This is a genomic window from Rhodococcus sp. IEGM 1409 (assembly GCF_030056735.1).
Classification (GTDB): Bacteria; Actinomycetota; Actinomycetes; order Mycobacteriales; family Mycobacteriaceae; genus Rhodococcus_F.
Map to the genome: position 1 here is coordinate 1 of NZ_JASHKN010000016.1, position 21442 is coordinate 21442.

At 63.5% G+C, this 21442-nt stretch carries 22 protein-coding genes; 10 read left to right on the forward strand and 12 right to left on the reverse strand.

Going from position 1 to position 21442, the window contains the following annotated elements:
• The 3 genes from QM716_RS28110 to QM716_RS28120 all read left to right on the forward strand — a co-directional run.
• Nucleotides 1–554: ABC transporter permease (locus QM716_RS28110; protein ID WP_283307535.1), on the forward strand; the 554-nt coding region annotated here is incomplete at its 5' end.
• A 132-nt stretch (nucleotides 555–686) separates the two neighbouring features.
• Nucleotides 687–2141: a M20/M25/M40 family metallo-hydrolase gene (locus QM716_RS28115; protein WP_283307536.1), complete on the forward strand. Its 1455-nt coding sequence runs from the start codon at nucleotides 687–689 to the stop codon at nucleotides 2139–2141.
• Nucleotides 2142–2278: 137 nt separating this feature from the next.
• Nucleotides 2279–3130 carry an adenylate/guanylate cyclase domain-containing protein gene (locus QM716_RS28120; RefSeq protein ID WP_283307537.1) on the forward strand — a complete coding sequence of 284 codons (852 nt, stop codon included), beginning with the start codon at nucleotides 2279–2281 and terminating at the stop codon, nucleotides 3128–3130.
• A gap of 32 nt (nucleotides 3131–3162) precedes the next feature.
• Here the strand turns inward: QM716_RS28120 and thiD are convergent, their stop codons facing one another.
• Nucleotides 3163–4005 carry a bifunctional hydroxymethylpyrimidine kinase/phosphomethylpyrimidine kinase gene (thiD, locus tag QM716_RS28125; protein WP_283307538.1) on the reverse strand — a complete coding sequence of 281 codons (843 nt, stop codon included), beginning with the start codon at nucleotides 4003–4005 and terminating at the stop codon, nucleotides 3163–3165.
• 248 nt (nucleotides 4006–4253) lie between these two features.
• Between thiD and QM716_RS28130 the strand changes: the two genes are divergently transcribed.
• Complete coding sequence (locus QM716_RS28130) at nucleotides 4254–4604, forward strand: GNAT family N-acetyltransferase (protein WP_283307539.1); 351 nt, start codon at nucleotides 4254–4256, stop codon at nucleotides 4602–4604.
• Between the two features lie 44 nt (nucleotides 4605–4648).
• Here the strand turns inward: QM716_RS28130 and QM716_RS28135 are convergent, their stop codons facing one another.
• From QM716_RS28135 to QM716_RS28145, 3 genes are read right to left on the reverse strand one after another with little or no spacing between them, the layout of a single operon-like run.
• The gene (locus QM716_RS28135; protein WP_283307540.1) at nucleotides 4649–5449 is read right to left on the reverse strand and encodes an exodeoxyribonuclease III; all 801 of its coding nucleotides are present in this window, start codon (nucleotides 5447–5449) and stop codon (nucleotides 4649–4651) included.
• A 16-nt stretch (nucleotides 5450–5465) separates the two neighbouring features.
• The gene (locus QM716_RS28140) at nucleotides 5466–6407 is read right to left on the reverse strand and encodes an N-acetylglutamate synthase, CG3035 family (protein ID WP_502942172.1); all 942 of its coding nucleotides are present in this window, start codon (nucleotides 6405–6407) and stop codon (nucleotides 5466–5468) included.
• Between the two features lie 10 nt (nucleotides 6408–6417).
• A complete protein-coding gene (locus tag QM716_RS28145) occupies nucleotides 6418–7017 on the reverse strand; it encodes a peptide deformylase (RefSeq protein WP_283307542.1) in 600 nt (199 codons plus the stop codon).
• Nucleotides 7018–7261: 244 nt separating this feature from the next.
• Here QM716_RS28145 and napA point away from each other — a divergent pair, with 244 nt between their 5' ends.
• From napA to QM716_RS28170, 5 genes are all read left to right on the forward strand, one after another.
• A complete protein-coding gene (gene napA, locus QM716_RS28150; RefSeq protein ID WP_283307543.1) occupies nucleotides 7262–7612 on the forward strand; it encodes a nucleoid-associated protein NapA in 351 nt (116 codons plus the stop codon).
• A gap of 53 nt (nucleotides 7613–7665) precedes the next feature.
• A complete protein-coding gene (locus QM716_RS28155; RefSeq protein ID WP_283307544.1) occupies nucleotides 7666–8262 on the forward strand; it encodes a LytR C-terminal domain-containing protein in 597 nt (198 codons plus the stop codon).
• Between the two features lie 95 nt (nucleotides 8263–8357).
• A complete protein-coding gene (sodC, locus tag QM716_RS28160; RefSeq protein ID WP_283307545.1) occupies nucleotides 8358–9059 on the forward strand; it encodes a superoxide dismutase[Cu-Zn] in 702 nt (233 codons plus the stop codon).
• Between the two features lie 89 nt (nucleotides 9060–9148).
• The gene (locus QM716_RS28165) at nucleotides 9149–10273 is read left to right on the forward strand and encodes a glutamate--cysteine ligase (RefSeq protein ID WP_003945034.1); all 1125 of its coding nucleotides are present in this window, start codon (nucleotides 9149–9151) and stop codon (nucleotides 10271–10273) included.
• A gap of 107 nt (nucleotides 10274–10380) precedes the next feature.
• Nucleotides 10381–11748: a phosphatase PAP2 family protein gene (locus QM716_RS28170; RefSeq protein WP_283307546.1), complete on the forward strand. Its 1368-nt coding sequence runs from the start codon at nucleotides 10381–10383 to the stop codon at nucleotides 11746–11748.
• On the opposite strand, the gene mnhG is transcribed toward QM716_RS28170, so the two are convergent.
• The 6 genes from mnhG to QM716_RS28200 are packed head-to-tail and all read right to left on the reverse strand — an operon-like array spanning nucleotide 11714 to nucleotide 18053.
• Nucleotides 11714–12058, reverse strand: coding sequence for a monovalent cation/H(+) antiporter subunit G (gene mnhG, locus QM716_RS28175; RefSeq protein WP_502942167.1), 345 nt, complete (start codon nucleotides 12056–12058; stop codon nucleotides 11714–11716). The genes QM716_RS28170 and mnhG overlap by 35 nt on opposite strands.
• On the reverse strand, nucleotides 12055–12324 hold the full coding sequence (locus QM716_RS28180) for a monovalent cation/H+ antiporter complex subunit F (RefSeq protein ID WP_502942168.1): 270 nt from the start codon (nucleotides 12322–12324) through the stop codon (nucleotides 12055–12057). The genes mnhG and QM716_RS28180 overlap by 4 nt, the downstream gene beginning before the upstream one ends.
• Nucleotides 12321–12893, reverse strand: coding sequence for a Na+/H+ antiporter subunit E (locus QM716_RS28185; RefSeq protein WP_283307547.1), 573 nt, complete (start codon nucleotides 12891–12893; stop codon nucleotides 12321–12323). Before QM716_RS28185 ends, QM716_RS28180 begins: the two co-directional genes overlap by 4 nt.
• Nucleotides 12890–14590, reverse strand: a complete 1701-nt coding sequence (locus QM716_RS28190; protein ID WP_283307548.1) for a Na+/H+ antiporter subunit D — start codon at nucleotides 14588–14590, stop codon at nucleotides 12890–12892. The genes QM716_RS28185 and QM716_RS28190 overlap by 4 nt, the downstream gene beginning before the upstream one ends.
• Complete coding sequence (locus QM716_RS28195) at nucleotides 14587–15219, reverse strand: Na(+)/H(+) antiporter subunit C (protein WP_283307549.1); 633 nt, start codon at nucleotides 15217–15219, stop codon at nucleotides 14587–14589. The genes QM716_RS28190 and QM716_RS28195 overlap by 4 nt, the downstream gene beginning before the upstream one ends.
• The gene (locus tag QM716_RS28200) at nucleotides 15216–18053 is read right to left on the reverse strand and encodes a Na+/H+ antiporter subunit A (RefSeq protein WP_283307550.1); all 2838 of its coding nucleotides are present in this window, start codon (nucleotides 18051–18053) and stop codon (nucleotides 15216–15218) included. The genes QM716_RS28195 and QM716_RS28200 overlap by 4 nt, the downstream gene beginning before the upstream one ends.
• Nucleotides 18054–18243: 190 nt before the next feature.
• On the opposite strand from QM716_RS28200, the gene QM716_RS28205 reads away from it, so the two are divergent.
• Nucleotides 18244–18669 carry an NUDIX hydrolase gene (locus tag QM716_RS28205; protein WP_095970494.1) on the forward strand — a complete coding sequence of 142 codons (426 nt, stop codon included), beginning with the start codon at nucleotides 18244–18246 and terminating at the stop codon, nucleotides 18667–18669.
• On the opposite strand, the gene QM716_RS28210 is transcribed toward QM716_RS28205, so the two are convergent.
• On the reverse strand, nucleotides 18626–20005 hold the full coding sequence (locus tag QM716_RS28210; RefSeq protein ID WP_283307551.1) for a hypothetical protein: 1380 nt from the start codon (nucleotides 20003–20005) through the stop codon (nucleotides 18626–18628). The two genes, QM716_RS28205 and QM716_RS28210, sit on opposite strands and share 44 nt — an antisense overlap.
• Nucleotides 20006–20053: 48 nt before the next feature.
• A complete protein-coding gene (locus tag QM716_RS28215) occupies nucleotides 20054–21442 on the reverse strand; it encodes a hypothetical protein (RefSeq protein WP_283307552.1) in 1389 nt (462 codons plus the stop codon).

Here is a 21442-nt window from a genome sequence, read left to right on the forward strand (position 1 = left end):
TCATGGCGGCCCTCGCGGTCACCAGTGAGTACCGCTTCGGGACCATCCGAACCACGTTCCAGGCAGTGCCGAACCGTGCCTCGGTTCTGATCGCCAAAGCCGGCCTCATCGGTGCCTTCGGTGCGGTGCTGACGTTTGTCCTCGCTTTCGGGTCCTACGCGGTGGCCAAAGCCATGGCCGGTTCCGAGGCCAGCACGGGCCTGACCCTGTCGACCGGTGATGACTGGCGTGCGATCTACGGCATCCCGATCTACGCGTTCCTGTGCGTGATTCTTGCTGTCGGCGTGGGATCGATCATCCGTCAGTCCGCCGGCGCGATTGCGTTGCTCCTGCTCTGGCCGCTGCTCATCGAGAGCCTGTTCGGACTGTTCGGCAGCTTCGGCGAGAAGATCACCCCGTTCCTGCCGTTCGCGAATGCAAACCACTTCCTCAGCCCGGGCGGCGGAAGCCTCGACTTCCACTGGGGCCCGTGGGGCAGCCTGATCTACTTCGCGGCCTTCGTTCTGGTGATTTTCGGAGCAAGTATTGTCATCGTGAATCGTCGCGACGCCTGATCTTGTCGCTCCCTCGGTAGGTGTTGTCGGGAGACCTACCGAGAACGAGGAGTGACAGCAGAGTAGGGACCCAGTACGAAAAACCATTCGTACTGGGTCCCTTTCCTGCGTTCGGGCCGATATCCTCCGAAGATGAGACTCTTCGGTGTGGTTGTGGTCGGAATGGCTGGAGCACTCGTGGTGAGTGGATGCTCGTCGTCGGGAAGTCAAGCAGCTGTCCCGACAGACCCGGTTGCATTCTCCGAGACCGTCACGGTCGACGCCGTGACCGGGCATCTGGAGCAACTCGAGAAGATCGCCGGTAACAACGACGGCAATCGATCGGCCGGAACCCCCGGCTACGACGCCAGCGTCGACTATGTGGCAAACCTGCTCGAAGACAAGGGTTTCGACGTCAGTACCCCGGAATTCGATTTCAGTTCCTTCGATCCCGGTACCGAATCCCTGAAAGCCGCTGACGGCTCAGATGTTCCGGTGCGGGCGTTGACGTATTCGGCGTCCACGGGGCCGGCCGGAATCACGGCGCGTCTGGTGGCGATTCCCGCCGACGAGACCCCCGGTTGCGAAGCCACAGACTACGACGGCCGCGACGTGAGCGGTGCCATCGTGCTGGTCACCCGCGGAGTGTGCCCGTTCGGCGACAAGCAGAAGATCGCCGCGGACCGTGGCGCGGCAGCGTTGCTGGTTGCGAACAACGAGGACGCAATGCTGGGCGGGGCTACCTTGGGCGAACCCGAAGACGCCCGCATCCCGACGGGCGGGGTGAGTAAGGCGTCGGGCGAGGCTCTTGCCGCAGCGCCCGGAGACCTCACGCTGATTCTCGACACGTCGACGGAAACGACGAAGTCGCGCAACGTGATTGCGCAGACCAAAACCGGCGCGACCGACAACGTGATTGTCGTGGGCGCCCACCTCGACAGTGTGCCAGAAGGTCCCGGAATCAACGACAACGGAAGCGGTACCGCAGCCGTGCTGGAAACCGCGCTGCAAATGGGAAGCTCACCGAACATCGAGAATGCCGTGCGCTTCGCGTTCTGGGGTGCGGAAGAAGTGGGATTGGTCGGCTCCACTCGCTACGTCGAGGGCCTGAGCGATCAGGAACGGGCCGACATCGCCCTGTACTTGAATTTCGACATGCTCGGTTCGCCCAACGCCGGATACCTGGCTTACGACGGCGACAACTCGGACGCCGTGGGGGAGGGGCCGGGGCCCGAGGGCTCGGCAGGTATCGAGCGCACTTTCGTCGATTTTCTCGCCGGGCGGGGGATTGCGGCGGACGGAACGGACTTCGACGGGCGCTCCGACTACGGCCCGTTCATCGAGATCGGAATCCCGGCGGGTGGCGTGTTCAGCGGCGCCGACGAACGCAAGACGCCGGTTCAGGCCGAGAAGTGGGGCGGAGAAGCCGAGGAGACCTTCGACCCGAACTACCACAGTGCCCAGGACAACCTCGCGAACATCGATCGCGAAGCGCTCGCTGCCAATGCTTCTGCAGTAGCCTTCGGAGTTGCGACGTATGCCCAGGATTTGAGTGGGCCGAACGGAGTTCCCGTCGGCGATGCCCGGGCACAGGCCAGAACCGAATGATCGACTGACCGACTGACCGAATGATCGACTGACCGAATGATCGACTGACCGAATGATCGATTGCGCGAGCGACCAGGAGGCCACTGTGCGAGAACCGCGGCAGCACACTGTCTGTAACTCTGAGTTACGCTTGAGTTATGGCTGATCTGTCCCCGGAGAGCACCGACACGACAGGTGCCTCTTCCTCCTCGGTTCGAGGCGTCGTCGATGTCGTCTTGAACTCTGCGGCAGAACTGAACCGTCGGCAGCAACTCATCGACGCGTTACGGCGGCTCAGGCGGGCATTACCCGGCGATCCGGGATTCGGGGATCCGCTCTCGCTCGCCGGTCCTGGCGGTGCCCGCGCCGTGGCCCGCGTCGCTGACAGATTGCTCGATCAGAAGCCCGCAGCCACTCGGGAAGTGAGCCTCGGAGCACTGCAGGTATGGCAGGCAGCGCTGGAAAAGATGGGCCGCGGCCGCGGGGATCAAGAACTGACCATCGTCTTCACCGATCTTGTCGGCTTCTCCACCTGGTCGCTCGAAGCCGGTGACGGCGCCACGCTGACACTCCTGCGTGCGGTGGCGCAGGCCGTGGAAACTCCGATCACCGACAACGGCGGACACGTCGTCAAACGGATGGGCGACGGTCTGATGGCGGTGTTCATTCGCCCGGATGCGGCCTTGAAGGCGGTGTTCACCGCGCAGGACGCGCTCGCGGGAGTCGACCTCGACGGATACACCCCACGGATGCGTGTCGGCCTCCACACGGGAACTCCGCGTCAGATCGGCGACGACTGGCTCGGTGTCGACGTGACCATCGCCGCCCGGATGATGGGCTTGGGCGGCGACGGCAACGTCATGATGTCGGCGACAACTCTCGAGGAACTCGAAGCCGGCACCCTGGAGGATCTCGATCTTGCGATTCGGCCATGGCGGCGAGGGTTTTTCGCGACCACGCCCAACGGAGTTCCCGTCGATCTGGGAATCTGGCGCGTGCGACGGAACTAGCGCACTAGACCTCGAGCGCTAGACCTCGCGCGCTAGACCTGGAGCCGCCAGAGTGGGGACACCGGGCCGTGCCCGGCGCCCAGGTCGTACGACGCCTCGAGGCACTTGGTCACCCACTCCTTGCCGAATGCCACTGCATCCGGAACGGAATAGCCGTGTGCGAGAGCGCAAGTGATCGCAGCAGCCAGTGTGTCTCCACCGCCGTGGTCGTTGCCGGTGTCGATCCGGGCACTGCTGAATTCGAGGAAACGGTCGCCGTCGAACAGCAGGTCGGTGGACAACTCCGATGTGCGAAGGTGGCCGCCCTTGACGATGGACCACTGAGCGCCGAGTGAGTGCAGCGCTTCTGCCGCTTGGCGAGCGCTCTTGTCGTCGACGACCTCGATGCCGGTGATCAAGCGGACCTCGTCGAGGTTCGGAGTGACCACCGTGGCAGCCGGAATCAAGGTGTTGCGGACCGCGTCGAGTGCTTCTTCGTGCAGCAGTGGATCACCGTGCATCGACGCGCACACCGGGTCGACCACGAGCGGGATCGGTCGGTCGCGGCCGATCCCCACTTCTGCGGCGACCGCAGCTACCGCTTCGATGATCGTCGTCGATGCCAGCATTCCGGTCTTCGCTGCGCCGACGCCGATGTCCGAGACCACGACGCGTACCTGGTCGGCGACGATCTCCGGCGGAATCTCGTGGAAACCGCTGACACCCACTGAATTCTGGACCGTCACAGCGGCGACGGCCACGCAGGCGTGCACTCCGCACATCGCCATCGTGCGGGAATCGGCTTGGATACCGGCTCCACCGCCGGAATCGGTTCCGGCGATGGTCAATGCCCGAATCGGGGTCTGTCCGGCGGGGGTCAGGGGCAGCAGCTTCACGACGACGAGCCTACCGATCGGACCTGGGGAAACGGCAGCTCGGTCCACCCCTTGCACGAACGACGGCGCGAACGACCGCGTGAACTGCGATTGCGATCCGGTCGCTTCCGGTGCAAAAATTGGTCGAATCCGGGACAGCGTCGTCGGTAGCTGATTCTATGAGTGGCATGGATCACAGTTATGGAGAGCGTGCGAACGCAGCTGTCGCCGATCGCGCAGGTGCACATCGTGCCGTGGAGGTCGCCGCAATGAACGACATCGAAAACTCGAAAACCGGAACCTCACCGGAAGTGACGCTCGTGGACAATCCGTCACACGAACGATTCGAACTGCTCTCCGGCGACGAGTTGGTCGGCATCCTCGGATATCGCGACGAGGACGAGATTCTGGGCAGTGGAGCCGAAGCCGGCGACGTGGTCGCTTACATGCACACCGTCGTCAAGGAAGAGTACGGCGGGCAGGGACTGGCAGCGGTACTCGTGCAGTTCGCGATGGACTGTGCCCGTGACCGTGAATGGTCGGTACGGCCCGTGTGCACCTACGTTCAGCGGTACCTCGGCGAGCATCCCGAATATCTGGAATTGCTCGTCGAGGACTGACCGCCGGCAAATACGAACAGACGATCAGGCTCCGAGATTTACGATTACCCGAGATTCACGATCACCGGAGCGTGATCGCTGGCGCCCTTGCCTTTTCGCTCGTTCCGGTCGATCTCGGCCGCCTCGACGCGTGCTGCAAATGCCGGTGAACCGAGGATGAAGTCGATTCGCATGCCCTGCTTCTTCGGGAAGCGAAGCTGCGTGTAGTCCCAGTACGTGTACACACCGGGACCGGGGGTGTACGGGCGAACGACGTCCGCGAACCCGGACTCGGTGAACGCCGTGAAGGCCGCTCGTTCCGGCTCCGACGTGTGGGTCTTGCCCTCGAAGAACCCGGGATCCCACACGTCGTCGTCCGTGGGAGCGACGTTCCAGTCGCCGACCAGGGCGATCTGCGCGTCGGGATCCTGCTTGAGCCAGCCCTCCGCGTCGTCGCGCAGCTTGGCCAGCCAATCCAGCTTGTAGGCGTAATGCGGGTCTTCGAGCTCACGGCCGTTGGGGACGTACAGGCTCCACACCCGCACACCGCCGCAAGTCGCACCGATCGCACGTGCCTCGCGGACCGGATCGGCCTCGGGGTCCTTGTCGAACCCGGGCTGATCCTCGAAGCCGATCTGCACGTCGTCCAAGCCGACGCGCGAAGCGATGGCGACACCGTTCCACTGGCTCAACCCGACATGGGCGACCTCGTAGCCGATCTCCTTGAAGCGCTCGTACGGAAACTGCTCGTCCTTGCACTTGGTTTCCTGCATTGCCAGGACGTCGACGTCGGATCGACCGAGCCAGTCGATGATCCGGTCGGTACGGGCACGGACGGAGTTGACGTTCCAAGTAGCGATGCGCACGAGGGCAAGCCTAGCGTCAGCCCCCGACAGGATCGGTGGCGTATCGGTAGCGGTGGTGTTCGACGAACCCGAGCCGCTCGTAGAGCGCGATTGCCGCGGAGTTCCCGGCCGAAACCTGGAGGTACGCGTGCGTCGCACCGTTCTCGCGACCCCACGAGAGTAGATCCCCGCAGATCAGCGACCCGATTCCGTGACGACGGTGTTCGGGGGCGACGTGAATGCCGGTGAGCCCGATCCAGCGCTTGTGGTCGGGCGCCTCGGTGAGCGCAGCGCGCCCGATGGCAAGCGTCGTATCGGTGTTTCCGATCGCGGCGAAAGTTGCGCTGCCCACTACGGCGGTGAGGACCGCCTCGACGTGTGTGGGATCGGCGCGGGCGTCGTACATCGACAGCCAGTTGTGGTCGGGACGGTCGGCGAAAGAGGTGACCGGTGGGCCTGGCGGCAGCGTGACGTTGCCCATATCGGCTGCCATCACGATGGTTTCCTTCTCACAGGTCCACCCGTCCGGAGCGGTGCCGAGCCGATCGGGGAGGAGCAGCAGGGTCGGCAGATCGCGGTCACCGAACCACTGACGTATCCGTTCGAGAGTGCTCGCCTCGAAGCCGGCCACTGTCCCCGAACCGCCGAGTGGCAAAGCCGAATTGGCACGGCCCGTCAACCCGTGACCGGCCCGCATCAACCAACCGTCGATCCAGGCCTGTTCGACCCCCGGCCATGCCGCCGCGGCAGCCGTTTCGAGGTTTCGAATCTCGCCGATGCGAATCGGGCGGGCCGAGAGAGTCTTGAGTGCAATCACCTGATCGGCGGAGACCTGGACCAGACGACCGTCGCTGCTGCGGACGGCGATGGGATCGGCACCCTCGAGGATGCCGATGACGTCGGTCATGGGATGCGAGTAGCCGGGTGGGAGCTTGTATCGCAGGACCACCCGGCTACCGATCGAAATGTTGCCGTTCAGAGCAGAATTCTCAGTCTTCGTAATCGTCGTCGTCGTGACCGAACGGATCGTCGACGGTGCCCGGCGTCCACGTCAGACCGGGCTTGCCCCAACCGGAACGCTTGATGATCTTCTTGGCGGCGCGCGCGTTGCGGCCGATCAGCACGTCCGTGTAAAGGAAGCCGTCGAGATGGCCCGTCTCGTGCTGGAGCATCCGTGCGAAGAATCCGGTGCCCTCGACCTCGATCGGGTTGCCGTCGGCGTCGGTGCCGGTGACCTTCGCCCAGTCGGCGCGGCCCGTCGGGAACTGCTCGCCGGGGACCGAAAGGCAACCCTCGAAGTCTTCGTCCGGGTCGGGCATCGTCTGGGGGATTTCGGAGGTCTCGAGTACCGGGTTGACGACAACGCCGCGTCGACGCTCGCTGCTGCGGTCGTCTCCGGGGCAGTCGTAGACGAAGACTCGGAGTGAAACACCGACCTGATTGGCCGCCAGACCGACGCCGTTGGCGGCGTCCATCGTCTCGTACATGTCTGCGATCAGTTCGGCGATCTCGGCCGGGGACTGAGTGACCGGCTCTGTCGCCTTGTGCAGTACCGGGTCGCCGACGATTCGGATGGGGAGGATAGCCATGCGGACAAGGATAGTGCGGCGCGCCCGCGTAGTTATCACGGCCCGCACACTCGATCATGGTTCAATGGTTGCTGAAGAACAGCGATGTAATTCGTTGCTCGGTCGGAACGTGGGCCGCGGGGGAAATTGTGAGTTACCTTCGGGCCAGGGGACCGGGAAACTCACGGCCGCGGGAATTCGGTCGGAAAAAGAACACCGGGCATACGAGTCTCGCTGACGCCGAGCACAGCAGTCGAGGAGTGACATGGACGGCGCAACCGCGCGTAGTCGGAACCAGTCCGAAGGCACTGGCGCCGACGATTCGGTACTGGATACAGCAGGCATGCACGAGGTCGGCGAAGACGGCCTCACCCGCCGGGAACACGACATCCTCTCCTTCGAGCGCCAGTGGTGGAAGTACGCCGGTGCGAAGGAAGAGGCCATCAAGGAGTTGTTCGACATGTCGGCAACCCGCTACTACCAGGTTCTCAATGCCTTGGTCGATCGCCCCGAATCCTTGGCGGCTGATCCCATGCTGGTCAAGCGCCTGCGTCGTCTGCGTGCCAGCCGTCAGAAGGCAAGGGCTGCCCGTCGCCTCGGCTTCGAGGTCACCTGAATCACGCGCACATATGAGCGGGCTGTCCACGTACTGGCGATAAGGTCGACATCGTGAGTACCCCGAAAGAGCAGCCGTCCGGACCTCCGCTTCGCGCAATCGCCATGGTGTTGATCGCTCTGGCGATCGTGTTCATCGGTCTCGGAGCAGCCTCCCTCGGTGGATCGGGCGACGGTGGATCGGGCGACGAGAACACTGCAGCAGAGCAGACCGAATCTTCGGCGCCTGCCACGACGAGTGCTCCCGCGTCGGCCCCTGCCACCTCCAAGCCGGCAGCGACTACGCAACCCGCTTCGGGCGATACCACCACCACGTCGCGACCCTCGGGAACTGCGACGACCACGACTTCCAGCTCCGCGAGCGGAACCGACACGTCGAATGTCAGCGTTCGAGTTCTCAACAACAGCACCGTCTCCGGTCTGGCAGCAGGCACTGCCGAGGAGTTGACGGCAGCAGGTTGGAACGTCGAGGAGACGGGTAACTACAGCGAGGGCACTGTCAGTACGACGACGGTGTACTACGGATCGTCCGCGGCAGAGAAGGCAGCGGCGCAGAAGATCGCAGCTGAACTCGGAGTCACCGCGGAACCTCGATTCGCCGGCATCGCGAACGCGTCACCTGGCGTGATCGTGATCGTGACCTCCAACTGACCGGTCGTGAAGGTGGAACTGACCCGTCGGTTCCAGCTACTACACACGCCGTTATGATCAGAAGCACTTTCTCGCCACCTCAAAGGAGCGGTTCGATGGCCCCCAGCAGCACCCGGCGTATGTCCTGGCGCGTCGTTGCCCCTGTAGTCGCGATTGCCGCTTTCGGCTTGACCGCTTGCAGTAACAGCGAAGAGCCCAGCAGCGTCCCAGGCACGACTCCTCCGGTGTGGACCGGTGCAGCCGATCCCAGCGCGCACGAAAGCGCGGGCGGCCACGGTTCCGAGACGGCTCACGCCGGCGCTTCTGCCGAGACGGTCACCGCAACACTGAACGGCACCGACGGCGCGAAGGTCGGAACGGTCACGTTCGCTCAGGAAGGTAGCGACGTCAAGGTCACCCTCGACGCCAAGGGCCTGACCCCCGGATTCCACGGATTTCACGTCCACCAGGTTGCCAAGTGCGAGACCAATTCCGTAGCACCCAGCGGCGGAGAGCCGGGTAACTTCCTCTCGGCAGGCGGACACTTCCAGGCCGAGGGCCACACGGGCCATCCGGCCAGCGGCGACCTCACTTCGGTCCAGGTCCTCGAAGACGGCACCGCCACGCTGGTCACCACGACCGATGCATTCACCGTCGACGAACTGGTCGCAAACGGTGGAACTTCCGTCATGATCCACGCAGGTGCGGACAACTTCGGCAACGTTCCGACGCGTTACGCGCCGGCACCGGATCAGCAGACCCTCGACACCGGTGACGCAGGCGGACGCGTTGCTTGCGGTGTCATCACCAAGAGCTGACAACTCACCTGAGTTTTGCATCACTTCCGGCGACTACCACGCAGTAGCCAGCACGGTGTTTTTACCGACACTGTGATTGGATTCTCTGCGTGGTAGTTCCATTTCCAGGTTCGCCGCGCCCGACGCTGGGCGTGGAGTGGGAGATCGCGCTGGTCGATCGCAAGACCAGAGATCTCTCCAACACAGCAGCCGAGGTGTTTTCGGCGGTCGAAGAGCTTGCCGGCTCCGAGACCCCGCACATCACCAAGGAACTACTGCGAAATACCGTCGAACTCGTCACGGGTATTCACTCGACGGTCGGCGAGGCGATGAGTGATCTCGACAGGTCACTGGATCTGCTGCGTCGCGCGGCGAATCCACTCGGCGTCGACCTCATCAGCGCGGGTACGCATCCGTTCGCACAATGGTCGACGCAGTTGGTCACCCGGACACCCGATTACGACGAACTCATCGAACGCACGCAGTGGTGGGGTCGGCAGATGCTGATCTGGGGCGTGCACGTTCATGTGGGTGTCTCGTCCGCGGACCGCGTGTTCCCCATCATCAACGCACTTCTACAGCGCTATCCGCACTTGCTGGCACTGTCGGCGTCCTCGCCGATGTGGGCCGGTGTGGACACGGGGTATGCGTCCAATCGCGCGCTGATGTTCCAGCAGCTGCCCACCGCAGGCCTTCCGTACCAGTTCGAGAACTGGGCCGAATACGAGTCGTTCATCGACGACCAGATGAAGACCGGTGTGATCACCAAGATCGGTGGCATGCACTGGGACATCCGTCCCGCACCGAAGTGGGGAACCATCGAGGTCCGGGTGTTCGACGGCGTCTCGACGCGCGCAGAACTGGGTGCCCTTGTTGCTCTGGTCCACTGTCTCATCGTCGATCTGGACCGCAGACTGAGTGCCGGTGAGACTCTGCCGAACATGCAGCCGTGGCACGTCAAGGAAAACAAGTGGCGCGCAGCGAGATACGGACTGGACGCCGAGATCATCCTCGACTCCGACGCGAACGAGTGCCTCGTCACTGACGATCTGGATCGCCTGCTCGACGACCTGGCACCGATTGCGGTCTCACTCGGGTGCGCGGACGAGTTGGCGTCAGTAGCGGACATTCCCCGTCGTGGTGCGTCCTACCAGCGTCAACGCCGCGTTGCGGAAGCGACCGGCGGCGATCTGGTTGCGGTCGTCGACGCCCTGGTCGCAGAGTTGGGCACCTAGCAGGCTCATCGCCGGAAGGGCTGTTTCGGGGGCTGGACATCCGGGCATACCAACCGTTTGTCCAGTGGGTGTCCATATTCGGTTCACACGCCGTTTACTATTGTCCGGTGTTGATAGACAGTTGGTCCCAACGAGGGGACGCACCCGGACAGTCGGATCGTTCGTGGTCGAGTTCTCATCGAGTCCTCCTGATCGGCACAGCAGCATTGACCGTGCTGGTCCTGGGCGTGCAGGCATTCGCGTCGTACAAGGGCTATCTCGGTCCGGTGGAAAGCCTGTTCGGTGACTACTTCCTCGTTCCCCGCTCCGCGACGATGCCCTGGGTGGGCCTCGCTCTCGCGCTGGTCGGACTGAACAACAAAGAACGCCTCTACGCGGTATCCGCGGCCGTCGTTATCGACGTGGTCGTCGGCGCGATCCGCTGGTTCTCCGGTGGACCGCTGACAATGGGCACCGGCGGCACCTGGGTGCTGACGGCCATCGCGGTGTACGCGGTGTGGAGGTTGTCCGGTGAGCGTCGGCTCAGCGTTCTCCACGGCGTTGTGCTGGGCGCGTTGCTCATCATCGCGGCCAAGGTTGCCGAGACGTGGCTGGAGATCACCATTCTCGTCGGCACCGATGTGTGGGACGAGTACGTATTCCTCGCAGACCAGGCTCTCGGGAACCCGTCGTGGGTGATGGGCCAAATCGTCGACGCCATGGGCCCCGTCGGTGCAGCGGCCCTCGACTGGATCTACGTCGAACTGCCGGTCGCGGTGATCGTGGTCGCGCTGTATCAAGTACGCAAGGGATGGCCGTCGCATCACCTGCTGCGTACGTTCCTGCTCATCGGGCTGATCGGCCCGATTTTCTACGTCCTGTTCCCGGTGGTCGGTCCGGTGTTCGCCTTCGGTCCGCGTGGTTTCGGATTCCAGATCGGCGACTACTGGCCGAACATTGTGCCCAACTTCGACTTCGCCTCACCGTCGTCACTGCCGTTCGACGACGCCGCGCCACGAAACTGCATGCCGAGCCTGCACACCGCGTGGGCAGTCGCGTTGTTCATCCACTCGCGCAGCGGCCCGTGGTGGATTCGCAGCCTGGGATCGTTCTGGCTCGTCGCGACACTGACTGCGACGCTTGGTTTCGGATTCCACTACGGCGTCGACCTCATCGCCGGTGCGGTTCTGTGCTTGACCCTCGATGCGGCGCTGCGGGATCCGGAGCGCGGCTGGGGTTGGTTCCGAGCGCGTCTGTTGATCGGTGGCTCGGCATTGCTCGCGGGGTTGTTGCTCTCGTACCGATTCGCTTCGGTGCAGATGGCCGAGTACCCGGCGATCTTCGGTCCGCTGCTGATGGCTGTTCTGGTTCTCATGTCGGCGGCTTACTTCGCCACCTTCTTCGCCCGCCCCGGCACCGCTCTTGCAGTGTGGGGCGAGCGCGACGATGAGTGGGATGCCGCTACAGCAGAGAGTCCGGGTCTTCCAGTTCGTTGATCTTCATGAGGTCGTCCTCCTCGCGCTGTTCGCGGTAGGCGACGCGTCCGACGCTGTGCGCGATGACGGGCGCAGTCAGCAACGTGAAGATGCCGACCAGTACCAGCATCCAGATGTCGACGCTCCCACGAAGCAGGAACACGGCACCCATCAGAACCAGGACGAGCCCGACCACCTGAGGCTTGGTGGCCGCGTGCATACGACGCAGGGTGTCGGGGAAGCGAACGATTCCCACCGCCGCGGTCAGTGCGAGCAGCGCGCCCAGGAAGATGAAGATGGCCCCGATAGTGTCGAGGATGTTGCCGATCACTGGTCACTCACCCGGAAGCGCGCGACGGACACCGAACCGATGAAGCCGACCAGTGCCAGCGCGACGATGGCGGGAACGATGGTCGTGTCTTCGCTGTATGCGGCCCAGACCGCGAGCCCACACATCGAGACCGCAATGATCGTGTCCAGGGCGACGAGGCGGTCGAGTGAGGTCGGACCGTCGAGCAGTCGGAACGTGGTCAGTACTGCGGCGATCAGGAGAATCACTCCCGAAATGATCAAGATCGTGGTGATGAACCCGTTCATGGTTGGTCCTCCTGCCGGGGTGCATCGAATTCGTAGTCGCGCTGGTGCCACGGGCTGGGCTGCCAGTCCGAATCACGTTCGAACGACGCGATGAACAACCGCTCGAGATCCTCCACCGAGCGGTAGAACGCGCTGACGGCTTTCTGCGAGCCGACGTCGAGCACGTGGACGTAGACGATGCGTCGGTTCTGGTCGATCTCGAGAACCATGGTGCCCGGGATCAGGTTGAGAACGTCGATGCACAGCGTGAGAACCAGGTCCGACTTGATTCCGAGTTGGTACCGCAGAACTCCGGTGACCGGCGGTGGGGACGGACGGATCGCCAGCCAGGCGACCTGGATGCTCGACTGAATCGCGTAGTACACGATCATCCACAGCAGACGCAGGATCGACAGCAGGTGTACCCGACCCTCGACCGGTACGCGGGGGAGGGGAAGCAGGACCATGATGATCATGCCGACGGCGAGTCCGCCGAAGATGTTGCCGAAACTGATGTTGCCCCACAACAGGATCCACACGACCATCAGCCACAGCAGGATCCCGACGCGGAGTACCTGTTCGCGTTTCATCGCGGAGCCTCCTCGGTGTCAGGAGCATCGGTGTTCGGGGCATCGGTGTTCGGGACAGCTGCAGGGTCGTCTGCAGCGACGGGAGCTTCGTCGACCGGAACGGGTCGGTGGTTGCCGAGAACCGCGTCGATGTAGATGGACCGGTCCTGCAGATCCTTCGCCGCTCTGTCGCTGATGTCGATGATCCGGCCCGCGAAGACCGTCAGCCCCAGGCCGACGATGACGAGCCCGACCGTCGGAATCAGCATGAAGATCGGAATCTTGCCGACGTCCTCGCGGTCGACGAAGGCGATGTCCTCTTCGGATTCGTCGATCAACGCTGACGGGCTGACGTCGGCGAGATCACCTTCGGGCGCGTCGGCGCGGGCTCGCCAGAATGCCTTGGTCCACACGCGGGCGACCGCGTAGAGCGTCAGCAAGCTGGTGATCGTGCCGCCGGCGACGAGGATCCAGGCCAGCGCGCTGGCGTCGGACGCACCGGCTTGCAGGAGTGCGACCTTGCCGATGAAGCCCGAGAACGGTGGGATACCACCGAGGTTCAGGGCCGGGATCAGGAAGACGATCGCCAGGATCGGGCTGGCAGCGGCCAGACCGCCGAGACGGCGCAGCGACGACGACCCGGCCTGTCGTTCGATCAGACCCACCACGAGGAAGAGTGTCGTCTGCACGATGATGTGGTGGGCGACGTAGTAGATCGCGCCGGACAGTCCGGACGTCGTGGACAGCGCGATACCGAAGATCATGTAACCGATATGGCTGACCAGTGTGAACGAGAGCAGACGTTTGATGTCGCTCTGCGCGATGGCACCCATGATGCCGACCACCATCGTCAGCAGGCCACACACCATCAGTACGTTGTCGAGTTCTCCTTGCGGGAACAGCAGCGAGTGCGCCCGGATGATCGCGTACACACCGACCTTGGTGAGCAACCCTGCGAAGACGGCGGTAATCGGTGCGGGCGCGGTCGGATACGAGTCCGGGAGCCACGCCGACAGCGGGAAGACCGCAGCCTTGATACCGAACGCCACGAGGAGGACACCGAAGATAGCGGTTCGTGTTCCTGGCGGAATGTTGTCGAAGCGCAGGGCCATGTCGGCCATGTTGAGGGTGCCGGTCGCTGCGTAGGCGAAGGCGATGCCCGCCAGGAAGATCAGCGAAGACACCATCGAGACCATCACGTACGAGATACCGGCCCGGACGCGGTCGGCGCTTGCACCGAGCGTCAGGAGCACGAAACTCGCGGCGAGCAGGACCTCGAAGCCGACGTACAGATTGAAGAGGTCACCGGCGAGGAACGCGTTGGAGATACCGGCAGTCAACGCCAGATAGGTCGGCAGGAAGATCGAGACCGGCTGGGCCTCGCTGCCGTCGCGAATACCCTGACCGATTGCATAGATCATGACGGCGAGCAACACCACCGACGAGACCACGAGCATCATCGCCGAGAGACGGTCGACCACGAGTGTGATGCCGATGGGCGAATCCCAGCCACCGACTTGAACAGCCGTCGTACCGTCGCGGTCGGCGAGGTAGAGAAGCAGGCCCGACACCGCGACGACTCCGACGAGCGCGATCAGGGTGATCACACGTTGGAAGCGAGGCCGTCGGCCGACGACGAGCGTCGCAGCTGCGGCCAGCATCGGGATCAGGACTGGCAGGGGCGCAAGGGCTCCCATCAGGTTGTCCGAGATGGTCATGCGCCTCCACCTCCCTCGATCTTGGTCTGGCGAGCGTCTTTGCGCCGCTTCTCGGATTCCTTCTTACGAGCAAGGTCGGTGGCCCAGTCGGGTACCGGTTCGTCCTCGAAGTCGCCGTCGTGTAGGTCGTCGTAGCATTCGATGTCCTCGAGGTTGACCAGTTGTTCGAGGGGAATAGGGTTGCCGTCCTTGTCGAATGCGTCGCCGCCGATGCTCGGGGCACCGGTAACCGGGTCGTCGGAGCGGTCGTGGTCGGGAGCGTCGGCTGGCAGGCGACGCTTGAGAATCTTGGTGTCCTCGGGATCGTCCTCGACGGCGTCGGCGGTGTTGATCTTGAAAGACCGGTACGCCAGTGCCAGAACGAAGCCGGCGATACCCATCGTGATCACGATGGCCGTCAGGATCATGCCCTGGGCGAGCGGATCCGCTATCTCCTCGTGGACCGAATCTCGGCCGACGATGGGCGGATTCCCGTCCGATCCACCGACGGTCAGGATCAAGAGGTTGATGGCGTTACCGAATAGAAGTAGACCGAGGAGCATCCGGGTGATGCTTCGTTCGATCAGGAGGTAGACACCGGCCGACGTGAGGACGCCGATCAGGATCAGCATTCCGATGTTTGCGCTCATGGTGCTTTCACCTCGATTTCTGCGTCGAGGCGGGCGCCGAGACTTCGGAGTACGTCCAGGACCAGGCCGACCACGATGAGGTAGACGCCCAGGTCGAAGAACAGTGCGGTGACCAGTTTGACGTGGCCGATGAGCGGGAGGGTGAACTCGAAGACGGCGGACGAGAGTGCCGGGGCTCCGAGGAACAGCGACACCAGGGCGGTGCCCGCGGCCAGCGCCAAACCGAGGCCGAGAATCTTGCCCGCGTCGATGGGTACGGCTTCACCGAGTTCGTAGCGGCCACCGGCGAGGTAGCGAAGTACCAGGGCAAGGCCCGCCGTCAGGCCACCGGCGAAACCGCCGCCGGGAGCATTGTGGCCGGAGAAGAAGAAATAGATCGACAACACCATGATGGTCGGGAAGATCAACCTCGTGGTGACCTCGAGAACCAGCGAGCGGTGTCGCGGATCGATCAGGTCTCCGCCGCGCAACCACGTCGTGTCAGTGTTGGCGGCCGCCTTGTCGACGATGACGGAGGGTGCGTCGGCGACGCGAGGCGCAATGCCGAAGCGGCGGTTGCGGAACACGAGGCTGGCGACGCCGGTTGCCGCGACCAGCAGCACCGAGATTTCACCGAGGGTGTCCCATGCGCGGATGTCGACGAGTAGGACGTTGACGACGTTCTTGCCGTTCCCCAGGTCGTAGGCCGCGTCGGGAAGCAGTTCGTAGATCGGACGAGTGTTTCGGGCATTGGTCGCGAAGGCCGCGATGGTGGTGACGGTGATACCGACGGCGACGGCGAGTGCGGCACGCGGCCACTTGAAGCCGATGGCCTTGCTCTCGTCGACCTCGGCGGGGAACTTCCGGAGTACGAGTACGAAGATCACCAATGTCAGTGTCTCGACGAGGAACTGGGTCAGTGCGAGGTCGGGTGCACCGTGCAGAGCGAACAACACGCCGCAGCCGTAGCCGGTGAGTCCGACGAGGATGACGCTGGCGAGGCGGTTGCGCATCAGCGTCGCGGCGATGGCGGCCGAGATCATCATCAGGGCAATCGTGAACTGGATGGGCGAATCCCACATCCGAAGGTCGACTCCGCCACCTTTGGTGTCGATGATCAGCAAGAACAGTGGCACGACGACCAGTGTCGCGAGAATCGTCGACTGCGTGCGGGGGAGCGAACCACGCTGAGTGGCGCCGGTCAGGCGCATCGAGATGGTGTCCATGCCGCGCAGGGTCGCGTCGTAGATACGGTCGGCGTTGCCGAGCGGCGGGTGCTCGAAGTGCAGGCGGCTGATCTGACGCTGCGCGATGTAGAGCGCGACGCCACCGGCGATGACGATGCTGGTGAGCAGCAGCGGAGTGTTGAATCCGTGCCACAGTGCGAGGTGGTAATCGGCGTGCGGTCCGGGGGCCAGGGTGGTGGAGTACGGCGTCAGCAGCTTCTCGACCTGGGGCGAGAGAATGCCGGCGGCCAGACCGAGAGCGGCGAGCAGGCCGGGCGCGAACAGGAACAGCCAACCCGGCTTGTGCATCTTGCTCACTGCCGGACTGGGCTTGCTCAGGGTCTTGCGTCCGAAGGCGCCCCAGATGAACCGGATGCTGTAGCCGACGGTCAGGATCGAGCCCAACACGATCACCGTGACGACGGCGATGGACGACCAGTGGCCGAGTGCGTTCGTTTCGAGAATTGATTCGAGTGCGGCTTCCTTGCCGACAAATCCGAGTAGCGGTGGAAGACCGGCCATGCTGGCGGCAGCGAGGCTCGCAATGATCGCAAGAGCTGGTGCCGCCTTGCCCAGGTGCGCAAGTTTGCGCAGGTCACGGGTGCCGGTGGTGTGATCGATGATGCCCACCACCATGAAGAGTGCGGCCTTGAACATCGCGTGCGCCACGACCATCGTCATGCCGGCGAGGGCGGCGTCACGCGTGCCGATGCCGACCAGGACCATCATGAAGCCGAGTTGGCTGACGGTACCGAAGGCAAGGACGAGTTTGAGATCGTACGCGCGCATGGCTCGCCAACCGGCAAGGATCATCGACAGCAGACCCAAACTGATGATGGTGACGCGCCACGGCGGCGAATCGGCATACCCGGGAGCCAGACGCGCGACCAGGTAGATACCGGCCTTGACCATCGCGGCAGCATGGAGATAACCGCTGACGGGGGTGGGCGCGGCCATCGCACCGGGCAGCCAGAAGTGCAGCGGCACGATTGCCGATTTGGAGAGCGCACCGATCAGGATCAGGACTATGGCGACGGACGGGAGCCAACCGGTCGGCGGGTTCGCGACCAGCTCGGACAGGTTGTAGCTGCCGCCGACCTGACCGAGGATGATCATGCCGACCAACATCGCGAGACCACCGGCGGTGGTGACGAGCAGTGCCTGGGTTGCGGCGCGGCGACTGGTGGCGCGCTCGGCGTAGTGACCGACCAGCAGGAACGACAGGACCGTCGTCAGTTCCCAGAACACGTAGAGAAGCAGCATGTTGTCGCTGGTCACGAGCCCGAACATGGCGCCGGCAAAGGCGACCATCTCGGCGGCGAAGATCCCGAGTCGAGGTTCGTCGTCGTTGAAGTAGCGGGCGCAGTAGATCAGGATCAGCGTGCCGACGCCCAGGACAAGCACCGCCATGATGGCCGAAAGCGCGTCGAATCTGAAGTCGATGTCCATCGACAGGCCAGGAACCCAGGTGATGTGCAGCGTCTCGACGGTGCCCCATTTGTCGATGACCCAGCCGAGGCTGGCGAGGGGGACTATCGCGAGGGGGAAGAAGCCGTTTCGCCCTAACCTGCGCACCACAAGCGGAGCCAAGAGGGCGGCAACGGCATGGGCAAGCAAGATGGCGAGCAAAAGGCACTCCGTCGTGTTGTCAGCGGGCGGCGGGGTGTCCGAACAAAATCGAACCTATCGGATTTACGAGACAATTCACCTAGTCGGAGAGGTTGTCTTTGCGTACATATTACCGGGCGTGGCAGTTTCGATGTGCAGCGAGTCGATTCGGACATCATCGGCGCTCACTGATACACGTAGGTTGGACGACGTGAATTCGTCGACTCCCACCACGATCATCCGTACCGCTGCCCTCGCGCATATTCGCGATCGCAAGCTGATCCAGACCCGCTCCGTGGGCAAGACCGCGTTCTACATGGCCGGTGGAAAGATCGACCCCGGTGAGACGCCCGAGCAGGCGCTGCACCGCGAAATCCGGGAGGAACTCGACGTCGATCTGGTCGACGGAACGGTCACGTTCCTCGACGTCTTCGAGGCTCACGCTTTCGGTCATTCCGCAGACACTGGCTTGCACATGAGTTGCTATCTGGCGGAGATGGCCGGAGACCCGCACCCGACCAGCGAGATCGCCGAGTTCCGCTACTTCACGCTCTCCGAGTACGCGGCGATGGACGAGGTGGCGCCGGGATCGCTCAAAGTGTTCCATCGCTTGGCGTCGATGGATCTGATCGACTGATCGACGGAGGAACGGATCGATTGATCCGGCCCAATCTCAGACTCGCGTAGGCGCAGACGGCCACGATGACCAGCGCCACGGCGTCGAGGATCAAGATGTCGGTCGAGATCTCGAACGGGCCGACCGTCGTGATGCCGTTGAATGGCTTGTTTTCCTCAAGAGGGGTGTACGCCGTCCATCCGTAGTCGAACTGCGGATAGACGAGCAGGGCCAGCGCCGTTGGGCCGAAGATGACACCGAGTCCGACGAGGGCTCGTGACGCTCCGGTCCGCGGTGGTTCCCGATACATCGCGCTGGCAATCGCGTAGGTGACGACCGCCGCAGTGAAAGCGACAAGAAGGTCGCTGATCGTGAGAAGGTCACCGATCTTCGGCGAAGGCGACGTGGCGTAGCTGACGATCCCGGCGACCGTCACCGTCAGGAGCAATCCGTAGCCGACGACGCGGGACGGTGCGAGAGCGCCGACGGCTGCCGCGGCGACGATGACGACGCCGATCACGACGGCGGTCGAGGCCGGGGTTTTCGACCATTCCATCGCCTCGGTTGCGGGACGGTTCGCCGAGACCGCCGCCAGAGTTGCGACGGCGGCTGTACACATCAGCAGGATCCGACTGCCGTCGCCCAACACCCGCGCGCAGATCACCGTGATCACCAGCGCGACGAGTAGCAGGGGCACCGCTGCCGTGACGGTGGTGATGTCGAACCACCAATTTGCCGCGACGCCGAAGAGTGTGAGCACCGCCGCGATCGTCACCGGTCGAACGGCCATCCGTTCTTTGGGGTGGTCCTTGTCGAAATCGTGGAACCAGAACGCGGCGACACACGCGGCGGTCAAGGCCAGCGCGATCAGTGTTGCTGCCACTACTGGTGGTTGAAACTGGTTGGTGTTGTCGGCGATGTAGTCCGCGTACCGCCGAGGAATTGCGTCCTCGTCCAGGAGTGAATCCGAGACATGCACGGCAACAATCGTTCCCGCGACCGAAGCGGCTCGGACCCGGGGAGCGGCAGCGACCGTGACTGCTCCGACAGCGACTCCCGCACCGACGGGCGAGAGTGCCTCGAAGTTGTGATCGTAGAGTCCGGGCAGTTCGAGGAGGAGTCCACCGAATGCCGTCATGGCAGCGGTCCGTAACCGGCAACGGGCCATCATCGCGGCTGTCCCGACCGCGACGACAGCCAAGACGCCGGCGCCGATGGTCGATATCGACCAGAACCGGTCACCCGTCGAAATAGACGTCGACTGGCTGTTGACGAAGGGCGCCAAAGCGACGACGGTGACGACGAATGCCGTCACACCACTCAGTGCGACGAGCAGCGTCCTGCGGGCGATGGGCACTGCTCCAAAATAGTCAATCCGGTACCAGTTGCACCGCAATAGCAGGTCTCAGTCCGGTGTCGGTGTGTCAACGGAGTTTCGGCGGCGGAGCGCGATACCGGTGGCGACGACAACTACGCACATCAGAAGCGCGGTACCGACGGAACGTGGTGGCTCCTCAGTTGCGTCGACGATAACGAACGAGACGTCCGCCTGCCAGGCTGTATCTGGTCCGCTCGGGTAAGTGAAGTCGCGCAGTTCGGAGTCGTGCTGGACGTACGTTGACGACACAGTCTCGATGTCGTGCTGCCCGATCGACATGAAGACCAGGGCAGTGAAAGGAATGGTCAACCCCAGCGCCCCGATAACGGGATTCGAGGGCAAGACGGATCCGAACAGCAATCCCGATCCCACGCCTAGCATGACGATCCGGAGCAAAAGTGCAAATTCTTGATCGGCGCTGAAGATCCACTCCGACAACGGGATCGCCGCCAGGAGCGCCAGACCCACGATCCTGCGATTCCGGTGTCGAGAACGCGTCAACCCGACGACGACCGCGATGATCGCGAGGGCAGCGATCACCAACGGTGAGGTTCGGTCACCGTCGAGAAAGAAGCGATCGGTCAGATCTGCGAACACCGTCGTGGCGGCGGCCGCAACAGCGGTTGCAGCCCAGAGGAATCCGCCACTGTCTGATGTTGTGTCGAGTCTCCTCGTGCAGAACCAGGTCAGGGTGAGGACGGCGACGGTGGATGCGACCATGACCACCCAACCCGAATACGTCGACGGGCTGTCTTGCCGGTCGACGACCGAATTGAGAATCCGTTGGGTGACGGCGAGGCCGGTGACAACTGCCAGAGCGGCTGCGGAAACGACCGGTTCGCTTTCACCTATCCGAGATTCGGAGTCAACTGTGATGGCGCACGCTACTGCGCAGATCAGCGTAAGCCACAGAAGTGCCCAGGCAGGTTCACCGATGGACGACGTGCTGACGGGTATCAAAACTCCGGTGGACGATTGCGCGGCCAACCACGTCGAAACCACGCCCACGATCAGCAGGTTGCGTCCGATGCGACTGTCCCACGAGGCAGCCACGGCGCCGCCCAGAATGAGTCCTGCTGCAATGGTTTTGGCAAAACCTAGAACGCTCAGCAGATCAAGACCCAGTTCTTCGGGGACGAGGAATCGAATCAGAATCAGCACGACAACGCCCACGTTCACAAATGCCCACGCGCGCCTGCGAGAACCGCGGTGCTGGAGATACGCGCAGGCCGCCACCGCGACGATGGCGCCGACCACGACGCTGGTGGATTGGCTGCTGATCCATTGGTCGATCTTCGACTGCGGCTCGGTAACAGGCCATCTCATGCGGGCTGGGCTCGTCAGCGCCACGGCCGCAAGGATTCCCGAGAGCAAGGCTGCAAGGGTGCCGGTGCTTGACCGGACGTCGATGGTCAT

What these genes read in the sequence shown, in the direction of transcription:
- QM716_RS28115 (WP_283307536.1), top strand. Translation starts at nt 687, where the DNA reads ATGAGACTCTTCGGTGTGGTTGTGGTCGGAATGGCTGGAGCACTCGTG.
- QM716_RS28120 (WP_283307537.1), top strand. Translation starts at nt 2,279, where the DNA reads ATGGCTGATCTGTCCCCGGAGAGCACCGACACGACAGGTGCCTCTTCC.
- QM716_RS28130 (WP_283307539.1), top strand. Translation starts at nt 4,254, where the DNA reads ATGAACGACATCGAAAACTCGAAAACCGGAACCTCACCGGAAGTGACG.
- QM716_RS28145 (WP_283307542.1), bottom strand. Translation starts at nt 7,017, where the DNA reads ATGGCTATCCTCCCCATCCGAATCGTCGGCGACCCGGTACTGCACAAG.
- napA (WP_283307543.1), top strand. Translation starts at nt 7,262, where the DNA reads ATGGACGGCGCAACCGCGCGTAGTCGGAACCAGTCCGAAGGCACTGGC.
- sodC (WP_283307545.1), top strand. Translation starts at nt 8,358, where the DNA reads ATGGCCCCCAGCAGCACCCGGCGTATGTCCTGGCGCGTCGTTGCCCCT.
- QM716_RS28180 (WP_502942168.1), bottom strand. Translation starts at nt 12,324, where the DNA reads ATGAACGGGTTCATCACCACGATCTTGATCATTTCGGGAGTGATTCTC.
- QM716_RS28185 (WP_283307547.1), bottom strand. Translation starts at nt 12,893, where the DNA reads ATGAAACGCGAACAGGTACTCCGCGTCGGGATCCTGCTGTGGCTGATG.
- QM716_RS28190 (WP_283307548.1), bottom strand. Translation starts at nt 14,590, where the DNA reads ATGACCATCTCGGACAACCTGATGGGAGCCCTTGCGCCCCTGCCAGTC.
- QM716_RS28195 (WP_283307549.1), bottom strand. Translation starts at nt 15,219, where the DNA reads ATGAGCGCAAACATCGGAATGCTGATCCTGATCGGCGTCCTCACGTCG.
- QM716_RS28215 (WP_283307552.1), bottom strand. Translation starts at nt 21,442, where the DNA reads ATGACCATCGACGTCCGGTCAAGCACCGGCACCCTTGCAGCCTTGCTC.